Annotated in this window: 18 protein-coding genes; 1 reads left to right on the top strand and 17 read right to left on the bottom strand. The window is 63.8% G+C overall.

Translation table 11 applies throughout. The annotated features are described in order from the left end of the window. Window positions 1-103 precede the first annotated feature (103 nt). Entirely contained in the window at window positions 104-385 is a 282-nt protein-coding gene (locus IE101_RS05970) for an SCP2 sterol-binding domain-containing protein (RefSeq protein ID WP_189632904.1), read from the top strand. On the opposite strand, the gene IE101_RS05965 is transcribed toward IE101_RS05970, so the two are convergent. The 17 genes from IE101_RS05965 to IE101_RS05885 all read right to left on the bottom strand — a co-directional run bounded on the left by IE101_RS05965 (window position 386) and on the right by IE101_RS05885 (window position 15,298). Further along, window positions 386-700: an antifreeze protein gene (locus tag IE101_RS05965; protein ID WP_189632903.1), complete on the bottom strand. Its 315-nt coding sequence runs from the start codon at window positions 698-700 to the stop codon at window positions 386-388. Window positions 701-800: 100 nt separating this feature from the next. Continuing rightward, window positions 801-1,421: an urease accessory protein UreG gene (gene ureG / locus IE101_RS05960; protein ID WP_189632902.1), complete on the bottom strand. Its 621-nt coding sequence runs from the start codon at window positions 1,419-1,421 to the stop codon at window positions 801-803. Beyond that, window positions 1,418-2,074, bottom strand: a complete 657-nt coding sequence (locus IE101_RS05955; protein WP_229804037.1) for an urease accessory protein UreF — start codon at window positions 2,072-2,074, stop codon at window positions 1,418-1,420. Before IE101_RS05955 ends, ureG begins: the two co-directional genes overlap by 4 nt. Then, entirely contained in the window at window positions 2,043-2,528 is a 486-nt protein-coding gene (locus IE101_RS05950; protein WP_189632901.1) for an urease accessory protein UreE, read from the bottom strand. The genes IE101_RS05955 and IE101_RS05950 overlap by 32 nt, the downstream gene beginning before the upstream one ends. 12 nt (window positions 2,529-2,540) lie before the next feature. Further along, window positions 2,541-4,247, bottom strand: coding sequence for an urease subunit alpha (gene ureC / locus IE101_RS05945; protein ID WP_189632900.1), 1,707 nt, complete (start codon window positions 4,245-4,247; stop codon window positions 2,541-2,543). Beyond that, window positions 4,248-4,553 carry an urease subunit beta gene (locus IE101_RS05940; protein WP_189632899.1) on the bottom strand — a complete coding sequence of 102 codons (306 nt, stop codon included), beginning with the start codon at window positions 4,551-4,553 and terminating at the stop codon, window positions 4,248-4,250. It abuts the gene before it with no gap. Further along, window positions 4,550-4,732 (bottom strand): hypothetical protein, encoded by a 183-nt coding sequence (locus tag IE101_RS05935; RefSeq protein ID WP_189632898.1) that lies wholly within the window; start codon window positions 4,730-4,732, stop codon window positions 4,550-4,552. The genes IE101_RS05940 and IE101_RS05935 overlap by 4 nt, the downstream gene beginning before the upstream one ends. 9 nt (window positions 4,733-4,741) lie before the next feature. Then, window positions 4,742-5,044 (bottom strand): urease subunit gamma, encoded by a 303-nt coding sequence (locus tag IE101_RS05930; protein WP_189632897.1) that lies wholly within the window; start codon window positions 5,042-5,044, stop codon window positions 4,742-4,744. After that, window positions 5,041-5,874: an urease accessory protein UreD gene (locus IE101_RS05925; RefSeq protein ID WP_189633109.1), complete on the bottom strand. Its 834-nt coding sequence runs from the start codon at window positions 5,872-5,874 to the stop codon at window positions 5,041-5,043. The genes IE101_RS05930 and IE101_RS05925 overlap by 4 nt, the downstream gene beginning before the upstream one ends. Before the next feature lie 137 nt (window positions 5,875-6,011). Continuing rightward, window positions 6,012-7,061: a flagellar basal body P-ring protein FlgI gene (locus tag IE101_RS05920; protein WP_229804036.1), complete on the bottom strand. Its 1,050-nt coding sequence runs from the start codon at window positions 7,059-7,061 to the stop codon at window positions 6,012-6,014. A 41-nt stretch (window positions 7,062-7,102) separates the two neighbouring features. Then, entirely contained in the window at window positions 7,103-8,098 is a 996-nt protein-coding gene (locus tag IE101_RS05915) for a flagellin (RefSeq protein ID WP_189632895.1), read from the bottom strand. Between the two features lies 1 nt (window position 8,099). Then, the gene (flgK, locus tag IE101_RS05910; RefSeq protein WP_189632894.1) at window positions 8,100-9,530 is read right to left on the bottom strand and encodes a flagellar hook-associated protein FlgK; all 1,431 of its coding nucleotides are present in this window, start codon (window positions 9,528-9,530) and stop codon (window positions 8,100-8,102) included. A 9-nt stretch (window positions 9,531-9,539) separates the two neighbouring features. Next, window positions 9,540-10,844: a flagellar hook protein FlgE gene (locus tag IE101_RS05905; RefSeq protein WP_189632893.1), complete on the bottom strand. Its 1,305-nt coding sequence runs from the start codon at window positions 10,842-10,844 to the stop codon at window positions 9,540-9,542. Window positions 10,845-10,927: 83 nt separating this feature from the next. Next, window positions 10,928-11,740, bottom strand: a complete 813-nt coding sequence (locus tag IE101_RS05900; RefSeq protein WP_189632892.1) for a flagellar motor protein MotB — start codon at window positions 11,738-11,740, stop codon at window positions 10,928-10,930. 57 nt (window positions 11,741-11,797) lie between these two features. Continuing rightward, window positions 11,798-12,463 carry an ATP-binding cassette domain-containing protein gene (locus tag IE101_RS05895; protein ID WP_189632891.1) on the bottom strand — a complete coding sequence of 222 codons (666 nt, stop codon included), beginning with the start codon at window positions 12,461-12,463 and terminating at the stop codon, window positions 11,798-11,800. After that, entirely contained in the window at window positions 12,450-14,003 is a 1,554-nt protein-coding gene (locus IE101_RS05890; RefSeq protein WP_189632890.1) for an ABC transporter permease, read from the bottom strand. The genes IE101_RS05895 and IE101_RS05890 overlap by 14 nt, the downstream gene beginning before the upstream one ends. Before the next feature lie 107 nt (window positions 14,004-14,110). Beyond that, on the bottom strand, window positions 14,111-15,298 hold the full coding sequence (locus IE101_RS05885) for an ABC transporter substrate-binding protein (protein ID WP_189632889.1): 1,188 nt from the start codon (window positions 15,296-15,298) through the stop codon (window positions 14,111-14,113). Window positions 15,299-15,310 lie beyond the last annotated feature (12 nt).

Below are 15,310 nucleotides of genomic sequence, written 5' to 3'. Positions count from 1 at the left end.
TCGAAAGGGTCGCATCCGGGATGCGGCCCTTTTTCGTGACGCAACGGCCTTGTTGCGCGGCTGCTTTTGCTTGGTCAGTCTGCCCCGAACAGAGGAGAACCCCATGCTGGACGAGATCGCCGCCGATATCCGCAAAGCCCTGCAAACCCGCAGCTTCAGCGGAAGCCTGAAGTTCGACTGTGGTGAGGCAGGCGTGATCGTGCTGGCCGAAGGCACTGCAAGCACCGTCGATCGCGAAACCGATTGCACCCTGCGTCTCAGCCCGGAAAACTTGGTAAGCTTGCTGAAGGGCAAGCTGAACCCGATGATGGCGCTTGCAACCGGCAAGCTGAAGCTGTCGGGAAATCCAGCCGTGGCGATGGGCCTGGCAAAGCTGCTGGGCTGATCAGCCCTTGTAGACCGCAGGCCCGCGCGCGCTGAGCCGCTTCATATTGGCGCGGGTATGATGGCGCACCGGTTTCAGCGCGGCCAGCGCCACGGCGGTGCTGTCCTTGCCGTTCATCACCGCACGTCCGGCTGCAAGGGTCGATTGCAGCGCCGCCTCGGCCTTTTCCTGCACCATCCGCAGGCTTTCTTCCGGCGCGGTGTTCCATAACCCGGCCATCCCCCAAAGCCGCATAGCGATGACGGCCTGCGCTTCAGCAATCATGACGCCGGTTTCCAGCGTCAGTTCGGCAGCCCGAAAGGGGGTGAGAAACATGTTTCAGCCTCGTATATTTACGACTGAACCATGACACCCCCCTTTCGGTTCGCAAGGGTTACTTTAGGTCAATGACCCTAAAGTATAGGTGCTGCGCCGCCTATCGCAGCCGGAGGCCACCCTCCTCCATCAGAAACTCCGCAATCCGATCAATGCCTTGTGCCTGACGCAACCGGGCCATGACAAAGGGCCGCTTGCCGCGGGCCGCCAGCGTATCGGCCTGCAGCAGATCAAGATCGACACCCACATGGGGGGCAAGGTCGGTCTTGTTGACCACCAGAAGGTCTGACCGCGCCAACCCGGGCCCCTTCTTGCGCGGGATATCCTGCCCCGCGGCGGTGTCGATGACATAGATCGACAGATCGGCCAATTCGGGGCTGAAGGTCGCCGCCAGATTGTCGCCGCCGCTTTCGATCAGGATCAGGTCCAGATCGGGGAAGTGGCCGCGCAGGTCGGCCACCGCGGCGAGGTTGATGCTCGCATCCTCGCGGATCGCGGTATGGGGGCAGCCGCCGGTCTCCACCCCCCGGATACGCTCCGAAGGCAGGACCTGCGCCCGTGTCAGGTAATCGGCATCCTCGCGCGTGTAGATGTCATTCGTGATCACCGCCATCGAGCAGCGATGGGCCAGGGCGCGGCAGAGTTGCTCGGTCAGTGTGGTCTTGCCGGCGCCGACGGGGCCGCCGATCCCGACGCGCAGGGGGCCGTTGGGGCTGTTCATGTGCGGAATATCCTGATCTCCAGCGTTTCGTGCTGCATGCCGGCCAGATCGGCGCCGGGGGTGAAGGTGAAAATGTCGTCCAGCGACCGGCGCTCCGCCTGTTCCGCCAGCTCTGCGATCAGGGGTGCCAGCCGCATCAGCAGGGCCTGCGCCTCGGACTGCCCCAGCGGCAAGAACCGCGTGGCGGCCGAAACCATCTGCGCCGCGACACCGTGCAGGAACAGGGCCAACACCTCGACGCGCGGCAGGTTCAGGCTGCGCGCGGCAAGGCCCACCGCGACCGGATAGGGCCAGCTGTCAAACGGCGCGCCCGTCATTGCGGTCATCAGCTGGCCAAAGGCGCGGCCCTGATCGGTCAGCTCGGTCGCGCGTTCGGCGCAGCTGGCATAGGCCATCGCCCAGTCAGAAAGCAGCGCGGGGTCATCGCCCGCATGCGCCCGCGCCACAAAAACGGCATCCATGCCCCCCGCCCCATGGCGCAGCACATCACGCACCCAGCGTTCAACCTCGGCCGCCGTGGCCACCACCCCGGTGGACATTGGCGTTTCAAGCCCCTGACTATAGCCGAACCCCCCGATCGGAAACGCGGGCGAAAGCCATTGTGCCAGTTTCAGCCGGTCTTCAAGCATGGGGATGCAGATGAAACTGGCCATGGTCGTGCCCATGGTCATGGCCCATTGTGCGCCCGTGGCCATAGGCGCCGCCTTCGGGCCGAAACGGGCCTTCCTTGGGCGTCAGCACCGCCCCAAGGCCGGTGAGCATCCGTTCCAGCACATGATCGCGCCGGATGACGAGATGATCGTCGGCGATTTCGCAGGGCGTGTGCCGATTTCCGATATGCCAGGCGAGACGCGCGAGGTTCCCCCGCACCTGCACCACAGGTTCCGGCGCAGCAATGACCACGATCAACCGCCCATCCGAGAGCCGGAAGGCATCGCCCTGCTCCAGACTTGTGGTTTCCTGCAGATCGACCAGAAATTCGGTCCCATCCTCAGCCGTGAGGCGGCGGCGGCGCAGCAGGCGGGCGTCATAGCCCAGCACCACACGGCTGTCGGCGCGCAGCCAGAGGCCAGAGCGCAAAACCTCATGCGCGGTGATCGGTTGCATCTCGGCCCTCTTTCAAAACAGGAAATACCGCTGCGCCAGCGGCAGTTCGGTGGCGGGTTGGCAGGTCAAAAGCTCACCATCCGCGCGCACCTCATAGGTTTCCGGGTGAACCTCGATCAGCGGGGTGGCGGCATTATGGACCATGTCGGATTTCGTCACGGTCCGCGTGCCCGTCGCGGCCAGCAGTTGCTTTTGCAACCCCAGCGTCGCCCCCACCCCCTCGGCCAAAGCCACCGCCGACAGGAAGGTGGCACAGCTTTCATGCCGCGCCCGCCCCAGCGCACCGAACATCGGGCGCGAATACATGGGCTGCACCGGGATCGAGCCATTGGGATCGCCCATCTGCGCCACCACGATCATGCCCCCCATCAGCACCATATCGGGCTTGGCGCCAAAGAAGGCCGGGCTCCAGATCACCAGATCCGCGCGTTTGCCCACCGTCACGCTGCCGATATGCTGCGACAGGCCATGGGCGATGGCCGGGTTGATGGTGTATTTCGCGATATAGCGACGGACGCGGGCGTTATCATTCGCGCCGGTTTCTTCCGCAAGCCGCCCCCGCTGAACCTTCATCTTGTGCGCGGTCTGCCAGGTGCGGGTGATGACCTCACCCACCCGCCCCATCGCCTGACTGTCGGACGAGATGATCGAGAAGGCCCCCATGTCATGCAGGATATCCTCGGCCGCGATGGTTTCGCGCCGGATACGGCTTTCGGCAAAGGCCACATCCTCGGGGATCGAGCGGTCCAGATGGTGGCAGACCATCAGCATGTCGAGATGCTCCTCCACCGTGTTGACGGTATAGGGCATCGTCGGATTGGTCGAGGAGGGCAGCACATTCTGGCTGCTCACCACCTTCATGATATCAGGCGCATGGCCGCCCCCTGCCCCTTCGGTGTGAAAGGCATGGATGGTCCGCCCGCCAATCGCGGCCAGCGTATTCTCGACAAAACCGGATTCGTTCAGCGTGTCGGTGTGGATCATCACCTGGACGTCCATCTCATCGGCCACGGTCAGGCAGCAATCGATGGCGGCGGGGGTGGTGCCCCAGTCCTCATGCAGTTTCATGGCGCAGGCCCCGGCCTTCACCATCTCGACCAGCGCCTCGGGGCGCGAGGCATTGCCCTTGCCCGCAAGGCCGAAATTCATCGGAATGGCATCCAGCGCCTGCAACATCCGCCCGATGTGCCAAGGCCCCGGCGTACAGGTGGTGGCCAGCGTGCCATGCGACGGACCGGTGCCGCCGCCCAGCATGGTGGTGACGCCAGAATGCAGCGCATCTTCCGCCTGTTGCGGGCAGATGAAATGGATATGCGCGTCCATGCCCCCGGCGGTGACGATCCGCCCCTCGCCCGCGATCACATCGGTCGAGGGGCCGATGATGATGGTCACCCCCGGCTGGGTATCGGGGTTTCCGGCCTTGCCGATAGCTGCGATACGCCCGTCGCGCAGCCCGATATCGGCCTTGTAGATGCCCGAGGCATCAACGATCAGCGCATTGGTGATCACTGTATCCACCGCGCCCCCGGCCCGGCTGATCTGGCTTTGGCCCATGCCGTCACGGATCACTTTGCCGCCGCCGAACTTCACCTCCTCGCCATAGGTGGTCAGGTCGCGCTCAACCTCGATGATCAGCTCGGTATCGCCCAGTCGCAGGCGGTCACCCGTAGTGGGGCCATACATCGCCGCATAGGCCGGGCGCGAAATGCGAACCGCCATTCAAAGATCCCCCATGACCTGTTGGTTGAAGCCGAAGACGCGCCGCAGCCCCGCCAGCGCCACAAGCCGCACCTCGCGGCTTTGGCCCGGTTCAAAGCGCACCGCCGTCCCCGCCGGAATATCCAGCCGCATGCCCCGCGCCGCAGCACGGTCGAACTGCAGCCCGGCATTGGTTTCCGCGAAATGATAGTGGCTGCCCACCTGGACCGGCCGGTCGCCGGTATTGGCCACCATCAGAACCCGCGTCTCAGCCCCTGCGTTCAGCACAATGTCGCCCGGCGCGGGCAGAATTTCTCCCGGGATCATCGCCGTCCCCGCGCAAAGGCCCATGCCGCGACCGGAACCACCAACAGCGCCATCAGGGCCAGCGCATGATCCAGCTCGGCCAGCGCATGGCGCAGCGTGGCAAGCAACCCCTGATCATGGGTGCCCGCATGGGCATGGGCCAGCGTCGGGACAAAAAGCAGCGGCAAAAGATAGCGCATCGGAACCTCTCAGCGGATGGGGTGGTGGACGGTGACCAGCTTGGTCCCGTCGGGGAAGGTCGCCTCAACCTGCACGGCATGGATCATTTCGGGGACGCCCGGCATGCAGTCGGCCGCCGTGATCACCCCTGCCCCGGCCGACATCAGATCCGCGACCGTGCGGCCATCGCGCGCGCCCTCAACCACGAAATCGGTGATCAGCGCGATCGCCTCGGGGTGGTTCAGCTTGACTCCACGGGCCAGCCGGTTGCGCGCCACCATGGCGGCAAGGCTCACCAGCAGCTTTTCCCGCTCGCGAGGGGTGAGGTTCATGCAAGATCTCCATTCATCTGCCAGACCCGGGGCAAGGGCCGGCCACGCAATTGGCCAAGAATACGGGCAAGCTGGCGGCGCAGGGGCCAGCCCTCGGCGGCGCGCAGCCGCAGGATGGCGCGCCCGTCCCATGCGGAAAGAGAGGTTTCGCAGCCTTCAGCCGCTAGCAGCGGGCGCAGCGCCTGGGCCGCATCTTCCGCGCCCGGTGCAATCAGCGCGACCGTCGCGCAGCATTGCGCGCCAGCCAGAAGTGCCGGGTTTTGCCGCGCAGCAAGCGATGTTTCGGTCAGCGCCAGTGCCTCGGCCCAGACAGGGCGCCCTGCCCGCAGAACCAGCCGACGATCTTGCAGCTGCGCGCGCGTTACCGTTTCCCGCATCGCATGGCGCCCCAGGATGAGCGTTTCGCACAAAAGGCAGGTCGCTGACGGGGCTAGCGCCACGGTCGTCTCGCGCTTCAGCGCCGAAGCCTGATAAATAAGGGTTTCCTGCGGCAGCCAATCCAGATGCGCATGCGCCCCGACCGTAAGGTTGACCTGCACTTCAGCGCAGCCGGAGACCGCGGCATAGGCCCGCTCGGCCGTCTGCGTGGTCCCGGTGAAGTGAAGTCCAGCGCCGACCTCAAGCGATAAGGCAAGCCGGTCCCCCCCGGTCAGACCGCCCGAGGTGTTGAGAAAAATCACCTCTTGCGGCGCACCTTTCGGCAAAAACGCCTTTGCAGAGCCGCTTTGCCACAACTCTGACAGTCGCGGCCCGGCAGCCCCCATGGCGACAGCAACCCGTGCCTCGCCATGGCTGCGTTCATGCTGCTGGTCGATCTGGGCATCGCGCATCGCCTTGTCCCCTTTCGGGATCAGACTGCACCCGGGCACCGCCAGAACAATCGTCACCCCGAACCAGAGAGAGACACCGATGCACCCGACGCGGGCATTTGCCCAATGTGCGGGCTTCATGCCGCATTTTTGGGCCGCTACTGCACGACAAACTCTGCGTGCAGCGCACCCGCGGCATTGATGCTCTTGAGGATATCAATCATGTCATGCGGCGCGACCCCGAGGGCGTTCAATCCGGCGACAACGTCCGACAGCGTCGCGCTTTCGGGAACCTCGGCAAGCCCCGTACCTTTGGTCTTGTCGATCTCTGCCGCACTGCGTGGCACCACGACAGTTTCGCCATCCGCAAACGGATTGGGCTGCACCACGATGGGCGCCTCTTCCACCCGCAGCGTCAGGTTACCCTGCGCGACCGCCACGCGGCTGATGCGGACATCGGCCCCCATGACGATGGTCCCCGATCTTTGATCCACAATGACACGCGCGCGCGATTCCGGTTCAACCAGAAGGTTTTCAAGCCGGCCGATGACATGGGCAGGCGAGGCCATACGCGTGCGCCCGAGATCCAGCGTCACTGTCCCCGCATCCGACATCAGCGCAATATTGCGACCAAATTCTGAATTGATGACCGATTCGATCCGCGCCGCAGTCGTGAAATCAGGCTCGCGCAGCGCAAGGCGCAGCGAGGTCACAGTTCTGAAATCAAACTCGACCTCACGCTCTACCCGCGCGCCTGACGGGATCACGCCCGCCGTGGGCACACCCTGCACGACACGCGTGGCCTCACCCTCGGCGGCGATCCCGCCAGCGATGATCGTACCCTGTGCCACCGCATAGATTTGCCCATCCGCGCCGTTCAACGGCGTCATGACCAAGGTGCCGCCAAGCAGGCTTTTGGCATCACCGATGGCAGAAACGGTAACATCGATCTGCGAGCCCGACCGTGCAAAAGGTGGCAGCGTCGCAGTCACGAAAACAGCGGCGACATTCTTCGGACGAAAGGCCTCACCCGTCACATTGACGCCCAACCTCTCAAGAAGATTGGCCATGATTTCCTCGGTATAGGGCGCGTTCCGGATACCATCGCCCGTGCCGTTCAGGCCGACGACCAGACCATATCCGACCAGGTCATTGCCGCGCACGCCGTCGAATTCGACCAGATCCTTGATCCGGATCGGCGCAGCCATGGCCTGTCCGGCAAGCAGAAAGAGGCACAGGAAAATCCGTATCATTTCAGGTAATTCACCAAGGTGAGCGCCGACATACGCGCGGTGATGGCATAGATGGTTTCAAGCCGCGTCTGCGCCGCCGAAAGCCGCGTTGCCGCGTCATAGTCGTCAACGCCGATCAGATCGACCTGTGCAATTTCCAGGGCGGTCGTGGCACTGCTGTTCTGGGCTTCGGCCTCGGCAATCTGGTTCTGCGTGACAGCAAGCTCCGCCGCCAGATCGGCACGTGCGGCCGAACTGTTGAGCAGCGTCTGGCCTGCGGCCGACACCAAGGCGGACCGCTCTGCACCTGGCAATCCGGCATCCTGCGCAAGCGCGGCCAGGGCGAAACCACGCAGCGTGTCACGAATGGCCGGGGCCTCTGCCGTCAGATTCAGATCAGCCTCTTGCCCACGGGCGATGGCAACGCGGCCGATGGGGTCATCGCCGCCATAGGCCGATGCAAAACCAGCGGTGGACGAAAACCATCCGTCGACAGCGGCCTCGATATCCGCAGCAGAGGAAAGTCCGCCAGTTATGGCGCCGAGCGATGCGAGCAAAGCTTCGGCCGACGGAAGCGCCGGTCGGTTGGTGGTCTTGCCCGAAAAGAGTGACCGCCCCGCGACCTGTGTATTCAGGGCAGACACCGCTTCGGACAGCGCGGCGCGGGCGTTCAGTGCCATGGTCATCAGCGTCATCGACTGCCCCGTGTCGCCTGCGGATACAAGGGAAGCGGAAAGCTCTGTCGCGCGGGTGTTCAGGCGTTGCAGCACGGTTTGCTGCCCATCGACATGAAGTTGTACGCTGGCACGTGCGGTCTGAAACCCTTCTGTCCGACGCAGATCGGCGCGCAGGGCGCTGAGCGCGCCGAGATCGCCCGACAGATGCCGGGCCGGATCGCTGACAACACCCGTGGTGCTATCCTGCGTCAGACGGTGAATTTCAGTCTTGGTGGAGGCCATGCTTCGCCGCAGCATGAGCGACTGCGCCAGATCCCCGATCGAGGTCAATGCCATGTCAAATCTCCATCAGGGTCGCGAGCATCTGATCGACGATCTGAAGCATGCGCGCATTGGCAGAATAGGCGCGTTCGATTTGCATCAGGTGCTGAAGTTCCTGATCCGTATCGACGCCCTTGGCGGCCTCCTGCTCTTGCAGGCTGGTCGCGCGGGTCGAGGCATACGCAAGTTCATCTTCCGCACGCAGTCGGGATGTGGCGGTCGCAGACATCAGGTCGGCCGCCTGGCGTTCTGCTGTCTTCCCGAAAGATCCCGCTTGCGTCAGCGTGCCAGCCAGCGCCCTGAGCAGGCTGGGATCCCCGATAGCCCCCGCATTGCCCGCACCGAGGCCAGCCCGCAAACGCCAGATTGCACCCCCGGCGGCCGGATCGACGGCGGCATTGACATCAAGGCGACCGGCCAAGCCAGGGAGACCATTCGGGTTCAAGGGCGCACCTGCTTCAGTGAACAATGCCGCCTCACCGGCAGTGCGCGTCGCATCGACGGCCGTGTCCTGAAAGCGAAGAATCAGGTCCTTGGCTAGGTTATCAAGGCCCTGTTGAACGCCCGGCGCAATCTGGTCACGTATGGCAAAATGCGCAGACAAGCTGCCACCGGACACAAGGCCTGTCGCATCCGTCGCAAGGGGACGACCGTTTAGCGTAAGACCGCCAAGCCCGCCAGTACCGAGGGCTTGGTCCGCCGTAACGGTTGTGGTGGGAGCAAAGCCGAAGACTGAGGCACGCCCCTCAACCAGCGCGGCACCTGACGTGGTGTAAAGTGCAATATCCCCATTTTCGCGCGGAACCTGACGCAACGGTACGATGGTGGCGATGCTATCAATGGTGCTTTGGCGCAAATCCTGAAGCGCTGCGGTATCACGACCCGAGGCCGCAGTGCTGCGAATTTGGGAATTCATATCCTGAACCTTTTGCAGCGCCCCGTTCAGCAGCGACACGTCCGAGGCAATCGCCCGATCCGCCTGCCCCCGCAGCGCCTGAATACCTTGCGATGCCGCGTTGATCTGGCTGGTCAGGGACTGGGCTGCAGACAGGACACGGGCAAGAAGGTTGTCGGAATCAGGCTGACCGCTTGCGGACAGCAGGGCGCTTTCCAGGTCTGCAATGCGACCGGACAGGGACGTGCCATCCTCAGCCCCGCCAAGGGCGGACTCCGCGGCCCGCTGAAAGCGGGTCAAGGTCTGGGCCGCCGCAAGGGCGGCATCCGCCCCGCGACGTTCCGCGAGAAGATGGGGATCAAGGTCCCGCCGCACTGCGCTGATGCGCACGCCCGCCCCCTGCCCGCCAAGCACAAGGGCCGAAACCTCGGCCTCGCGCCGAACGAAGCCGGCTGTGGTCGCATTGGCCACATTGGTCGAGACAAGTTCAGCCAATCGGGCTGAAACCGACAGACCGGTCATGGCCATGTTCATCGCCGAACCCAAGGTCATGGCTGATCCTTACCGTTTGATATTGGTGGTTTCCTGAAGCATCTCATCCACCGTCTGGATGATCTTTGCATTCGAGGAATAGGCGCGTTGGGTCTGGATCAGGCTGGTCAGCTCTGCGGCAACATCGGTCGTCGATTCCTCACGCGCATAACCTGCGACAGCGCCCGTGGGGCCATCCCCGGCGTTCCAGAGGTAGAAATTGCCGGAATCCGGCGAAATCTCATAGCTCTGGTTGGCGAGACTGTGCAGCCCGTTCAGGTTGGGCACATCTACCAGCGGGATTTGATACAGCGTGCGGGTGAAGCCCGTGTCATAGGTCGCACGGAGCATTCCGGCCTCATCGACCTCGACAGCAGTCAGGTTGCCGACGGGTGAGCCGTTCTTGCTGATCGAGGTGGGGCTGAAACTGTCCGAAAGCTGGGTCAGGCCACTGGTATCGCCCAGTTTCCCGATCTCGATCGACATGGGGCCACCTTCAACGTTGAGCGATAGCGCACCGGTTGCAGGATTGTAAGCGCCGCCCGATACCGCCGTCACATTGGTCAACGTGCCGCCATTGGTGCGGGAATCGTCAAACGTCAGCTGATACTCCCCGATCACGGCGCCCCCTTGGGCGGAATCGCGGATCTCCATGGTCCAGCTGTTGGAATTTGCGGCCGCCCCGACTGTCGGCGTGAAGGTGAAATCCAGCGTTTCCGAGGTGCCGAGGTTCCCGAAATATTCAACCGACAGGGGCAGATCGCTGCCCGAGGCGCCGGGCGCCGTAGCGCTGGCAGGAAGATTGACACCCAGCGTGATTTCCGTCGTCGGATCGCCTGCCTGCTGGTTGCTGTTGATGACGATCGGTTGAAGCCCCGCCGCACTATCCCGAGGCAAGGTCGGGATCGTGCCATCGGCATTGGCGGGCCAGCCCATCAACACGAGGCCGGAGGAGGTGGTCAGCACCCCGTTCGAGTCTGCCCGGAAGGCCCCTGTCGTGGTCATCAACAGGTTGCGGCCCCCTGTTGCGGCAAGATCCGTCCCCTGCATGACGGGCAACATCCCGCGTCCGGCCACGGCCAGATCAAGCGCATTGGAGGTTGAAATCAGCGACCCCCTTTGGTCGATCAGCCGTGTCGCCTGGGACCGAACCCCGCCGGCGGTGTAGGTGCCCGACCCGGCGCCCTGCGTCAGCACCATCGCCTCGAAATCTATGCCGGCACGGCGGTAGCCGTAGGTGCTGGAATTGGCAATATTGTCCGAAATCGCGGCAAGCCTGTTGGCATTGGCATTCAGCCCGGCAACCCCCGCGTTGAGGGCAGAAGAAATCGTCATGAAGCAGCGCCTTTCTGAGCATCGATTCCCGTTCGAAACCCAGATTGCGCACGCCAGCTTAATTTCTGCCTAACAGGAGCGGGCTAACGATTCTTCCGCAAGAGAATGATCTCGAGCCGGTTGTTGCGGATCGACATGGGATCCGGAGCAACAGGCTTTCTGTCGGCATGGCCCGTCACCCGCTGCAACCGTGACCCGGGCAACCCGGCCCGTTGCATCAGATCGCGCAAGGCCTCTGCCCGGGCTGCGGACAGCCGCCAGACCGGGTTGTCGATCATCGTCATGGGATAGGAGCGGACATGGCCATTGATGGCAATGCCGTTCGGCGTCTTGTCCAGGACCACAGCAAACATCCGCGCGATTTGCGGCAGGACCAGCTTAGGATCAGCGGTATCGGGGTAGAACAGGGGCCGGTCATCAAGGTCAAAAACCTCGATCACCAACCCCTCATCCGAAACGCGGGTCACGACATGGGGTAAAAGCTGCTTCATCGTCAGGCTTTCGCCCGCATAGGCGGCCAAAGCCTTGTCCACAGCCTCTTTCTGCGCCTGTGCGCCGGCCGTGTCGGATTCTGGCCCCTCCGCATGGATACGGCCCCCTTCGAAGCCCGTGCCGGATTCATTGGCCGTGCGTTCGGCCATGGGAGTATTGCCCCCCATCACGCCATCCCCCGCACCCGAGGGCGACATCGCCACCGAGGGGTTGAAGTAATTCGCAACGCCCTTGCGCTGCTTTTCATTCGTCGCGCCCAGCAACCACATCAACAGGAAAAAGGCCATCATTGCAGTCACAAAATCGGCATAGGCCACCTTCCACGCCCCACCGTGGTGCCCACCGCCTGCAATGATCTTTTTCCGTTTGATGATGACTGGCGCGGCATTCTTGTTGCCGGCCATCACACACCCCTTCATTCACCCAAGGCCCGGTGTAGCAGCTGACCGGTGAACGGGCCTTTAACGCCTAAAACCCGAGGGAAATTGCTCCGCCGCCAAAAGCTCGACCACCGGGCCAGCGGCGGCCTGCGCGTCCTCGGCGTCATGGGTGACGAGAAGAACCGGGATGCCCATCTGCCGCGCGTGGTCAAAGGTAAAGGCCCGAATATCGGCGCGCAAACCGGCATCAAGCCGCGCGAAAGGTTCGTCCAGCAGCACCGCCCGCGGTTCGGCCAGCAGCGTCCGCATCAGCGCCGCGCGCACTTTCTGCCCGCCCGAGAGCGTGGCCGGATCACGGTCGTGAAATCCCGCAAGGCCGGCCTGCGCCAGCGCCACTTCGACCGCCGTGCGCCGTGCGGCACGCCCCTTCACCCGGGCTGGCAGGCCGAAGGCCAGATTGTCCCCCACGCTCAGATGCGGAAACAGGAGTGCATCCTGAAACAGCAGCCCGATCCGCCGCCGCTCAGCCGGCAGCGACAAGAGCGAGCGTTCCCCCAGCCGAACATCGCCATGAACGCGGCAGCCGGGTGCCAGATGCCCGCCAATCGCATCCAGCAGCGTCGACTTCCCTACCCCCGACGGCCCCATGACGGTTGCCACCTGCCCCGGCTGCACCACCAGGCTGACCGGCGCAAAGATCGGGCCGGTGTCGGGCAGGCTCACGCTCAGACGGTCAAGGTGCAGCATCGGTTAACATGTCTCTACGATGGCGGAAAACGTGCCTCGGCAACCAGATCGCCACTGTATAGGCAGCCAGCGGCAGCAGGGCCAAGACCACCCCATGCGCCGCAGCTGCACGGCGGTCGGCCCCGGAGGCAAGCGCCACCGCCTCGGTCGCAAGGGTTTGAACACGGCCAGCCCCCAGAAAAAGTGTTGAAAGATACTGGCCTGCGGAAACCGCAAGGCCAAGGGCAGCGCCCGCGGCCAACGGCCCCAAAAGCAATGGTAACTTCAGGCGCCATAACCTGCGCGCGCGCCCTGCCCCCAGCGCCGCCGCAACATGGATCATGCGTGGGTCAAGCCGCCGCCATGGATCGGCCAAGGCCAGAAAGACATAGGGAAAGACAAAGATCACATGGGCCCAGACCGTGGCGCCAAAGCCGCCGGTCATGCCAAAAGGCAGCGCCAAGCGGTAGATGCCCGGCAAAAGCGCGATTTGCGGCACCAGCACAGGGATCAGGATCACCGCCGTCAACCACCGTCCCCGCGGCAAGAGGCCAGCATCTTCGGCCTCAAGGACCAGTATCGCCAGAACAAGGGCCGCAGCGGTGCTGGCAAGGCCCAATGCAAGGGTCGTCACGAAAGGATCGGCCCAGTCTGCGGCCTGCCACGCCATCACGCTGAAATCCGGCAGGAGATGCGGAAAAGGCCAACGGAGAGACACTGACCACAAGGCCAGAACCCCCAGAGCCGCGATCCCCAGCACCAGCGCCAATCGCGCCACGGCCGCAAAACCTGCAATCAGGGCATGAAGGCTGCGCCCCCGGCCCCCGCGCCGCAGCCACCCCCGCCCAAGATGCGCCAGCAACCGTTCACCCATGATCCAGAGCATGACCAACCCTGCCGCAAGCACCATCAGCAGAACCGCACCCATGCTTGCCGGGGCGATCATGGCAGGGTCCGGCCCCAGAAACCATCGCATCAGCAAGACAGCCAGCGGCGGCGGCACCCCTGGCCCCAGGATCAGCGCCAGATCCACCACGGAAAGCGAAAAAGCCAGCACGATGAACAGAGGCAGCCGGATCAGCAGATAGATCTGCGGGAAAATCACCTTGATCCAGACAGATGCCGCTGAATGACCCAGCGACCGCCCCGCCGCCATCTGTTGTCCCACAGGCAGCGGCAATCGCACGGCCAGCATCATCAACAGCAGGAACGGCACCTCTTTCACCACCAGCCCCAGCATCAGCGCGAGGCCAAAAGGATCGCCCACCGTGACAATCGCAGGCGGGCTGGTCCAGCCGAGCAGCTGCCCGAATGCCCGCATCAACCAACCAGCGGGTGCGATCAGGAAGGCCAGACCCAGTCCGAGCGCGGCATGCGGCGTCGCAAGAAGGGGGGTCACGAACCAGGGCCGATGCCCCCCGAGACGGGCAAAAAGTGCGAATGCCAACAGCAGCGACACCAGCGTTGCGACGACGGCTGTCACCACCGTCAAACGCAACGCAGGCCAGAACCCCGGCGCTTCCAGCAAGAGCCAAATTGCCTGAATAGTGACTGTTTTCATCCCCATTTCGGGGATCCAGCCGAAAGCCGCGGCAAGGGTTTGAACCAGGCCCGCCCAGATCGGAAGGGTCAGCATTCCGACAATGCCGATCCGGGCGGCAGACTGTCTCACCTTGTATACCGGCGCGCCCATTCTTCGGTCAGGCGCGTCATCCAGCTGGGATGGGGTTCCAGAAGCGTCGGCCCCAGATCTTCAAGCCGCGGCAGCGCCGGGGCGGCGGGGAGGGCATCGAAGGCCGCCTTTTGCGCCGCGTCCAGCCGCGTGGGGTCCAGAACCGAGAAACTGCCCAGAACCCGGATGTCCTGCGCATGGGCCTGCGTCGCCGGATCAAGCAGGAAGTTCGCAACCACCTCGGCCCCGGCGCGATGGGCCGCGTTGAAGGGGATCGCGACGAAAGACATATTCCCGATCGATCCCCCCTTCGGCACGAAAACCCGCGCCGTTTCGGGCATCAGCCCCTGTTCGATGAAGGCCGCAGTCGAAGCGGGATCGAAGCTCATGGAGAGATCGATTTCGCCATCATTCAGCATCTGGTTCTGGATGCTTTCGTTTTCGGGGAAGGCGGTCCCTTCACGCCAGAGGTTCGGGCGCAGCGCGTCATACCAAGCCCAAAGCGGCTCTGTTACAGCCAAAAATGCCTCATCCGTGACGGGTTGCTGCAGGGCGGCGGGGTCGGTCGCCAGTTCCACCAACGCCTGTTTCAGAAAGGTCGCGCCCATGAAATTGGCGGGGTTCGGATGGGTCATGCGGCCCGGATGCGCCTTGGCCCAATCCACGAAACCGGCCATGTCCGGGGGCAGGGCGCCCGCGCGTGCGGTATCCGCGACAAAGACGAATTTGGCCAGCCGCCAGGGGCTTTCCATCCCCTCCACCGGCACGGTGAAATCGAGCGTCGCGGGGGCGCCGGGCGCAAGATCAAGATATTTCGCATTGGGCAGATCGGCCACGAAGGGGCCATGCAGCAGGCCCTGCTCCTTCATCGCCAGAAAGTTCGGCCCGTTGATCCAGATCAGATCGACACTGCCCCCCTCGGTCTGCCCGGCGGCCTTCTCGGCCAGAACGCGGCTGACGGCCTCGGCGGTGTCGGCCAGTTTCACCTGTTCGACCTTCACGCCATAAAGCCGCTCTGTCTCGGCCCCGACCCAGGTCAGAAAATCATTGGTGCGGGGATCGCCGCCCCAGGCATTGAAATAGACAGTCTGACCGCGTGCGGCCTCAAGCTTGGCCTGCCAATCCTGTGCAAGGGCAGGGGCGGCCAGCATCAGCGTCGCGGCAGCGGATAAAATGAAACGCATGAAAGCTCCTCT

This window comes from Gemmobacter lanyuensis (assembly GCF_014652355.1).
In the GTDB taxonomy this organism is placed as follows: Bacteria; Pseudomonadota; Alphaproteobacteria; order Rhodobacterales; family Rhodobacteraceae; genus Gemmobacter; species Gemmobacter lanyuensis.
The sequence above is the reverse complement of the archived record's forward strand: the minus strand, read 5'-3'. Positions and strand labels throughout refer to the sequence as shown.

Excerpts from the sequence above, each read along its gene's own strand:
- IE101_RS05970 (WP_189632904.1), top strand. The coding sequence starts at position 104 with ATGCTGGACGAGATCGCCGCCGATATCCGCAAAGCCCTGCAAACCCGC.
- IE101_RS05965 (WP_189632903.1), bottom strand. The coding sequence starts at position 700 with ATGTTTCTCACCCCCTTTCGGGCTGCCGAACTGACGCTGGAAACCGGC.
- ureG (WP_189632902.1), bottom strand. The coding sequence starts at position 1,421 with ATGAACAGCCCCAACGGCCCCCTGCGCGTCGGGATCGGCGGCCCCGTC.
- IE101_RS05955 (WP_229804037.1), bottom strand. The coding sequence starts at position 2,074 with ATGGCCAGTTTCATCTGCATCCCCATGCTTGAAGACCGGCTGAAACTG.
- IE101_RS05950 (WP_189632901.1), bottom strand. The coding sequence starts at position 2,528 with ATGCAACCGATCACCGCGCATGAGGTTTTGCGCTCTGGCCTCTGGCTG.
- ureC (WP_189632900.1), bottom strand. The coding sequence starts at position 4,247 with ATGGCGGTTCGCATTTCGCGCCCGGCCTATGCGGCGATGTATGGCCCC.
- IE101_RS05940 (WP_189632899.1), bottom strand. The coding sequence starts at position 4,553 with ATGATCCCGGGAGAAATTCTGCCCGCGCCGGGCGACATTGTGCTGAAC.
- IE101_RS05935 (WP_189632898.1), bottom strand. The coding sequence starts at position 4,732 with ATGCGCTATCTTTTGCCGCTGCTTTTTGTCCCGACGCTGGCCCATGCC.
- IE101_RS05930 (WP_189632897.1), bottom strand. The coding sequence starts at position 5,044 with ATGAACCTCACCCCTCGCGAGCGGGAAAAGCTGCTGGTGAGCCTTGCC.
- IE101_RS05925 (WP_189633109.1), bottom strand. The coding sequence starts at position 5,874 with ATGCGCGATGCCCAGATCGACCAGCAGCATGAACGCAGCCATGGCGAG.
- IE101_RS05920 (WP_229804036.1), bottom strand. The coding sequence starts at position 7,061 with ATGGCTGCGCCGATCCGGATCAAGGATCTGGTCGAATTCGACGGCGTG.
- IE101_RS05915 (WP_189632895.1), bottom strand. The coding sequence starts at position 8,098 with ATGGCATTGACCTCGATCGGGGATCTGGCGCAGTCGCTCATGCTGCGG.
- flgK (WP_189632894.1), bottom strand. The coding sequence starts at position 9,530 with ATGACCTTGGGTTCGGCGATGAACATGGCCATGACCGGTCTGTCGGTT.
- IE101_RS05905 (WP_189632893.1), bottom strand. The coding sequence starts at position 10,844 with ATGACGATTTCTTCTGCCCTCAACGCGGGGGTTGCCGGGCTGAATGCC.
- IE101_RS05900 (WP_189632892.1), bottom strand. The coding sequence starts at position 11,740 with ATGGCCGGCAACAAGAATGCCGCGCCAGTCATCATCAAACGGAAAAAG.
- IE101_RS05895 (WP_189632891.1), bottom strand. The coding sequence starts at position 12,463 with ATGCTGCACCTTGACCGTCTGAGCGTGAGCCTGCCCGACACCGGCCCG.
- IE101_RS05890 (WP_189632890.1), bottom strand. The coding sequence starts at position 14,003 with ATGAAAACAGTCACTATTCAGGCAATTTGGCTCTTGCTGGAAGCGCCG.
- IE101_RS05885 (WP_189632889.1), bottom strand. The coding sequence starts at position 15,298 with ATGCGTTTCATTTTATCCGCTGCCGCGACGCTGATGCTGGCCGCCCCT.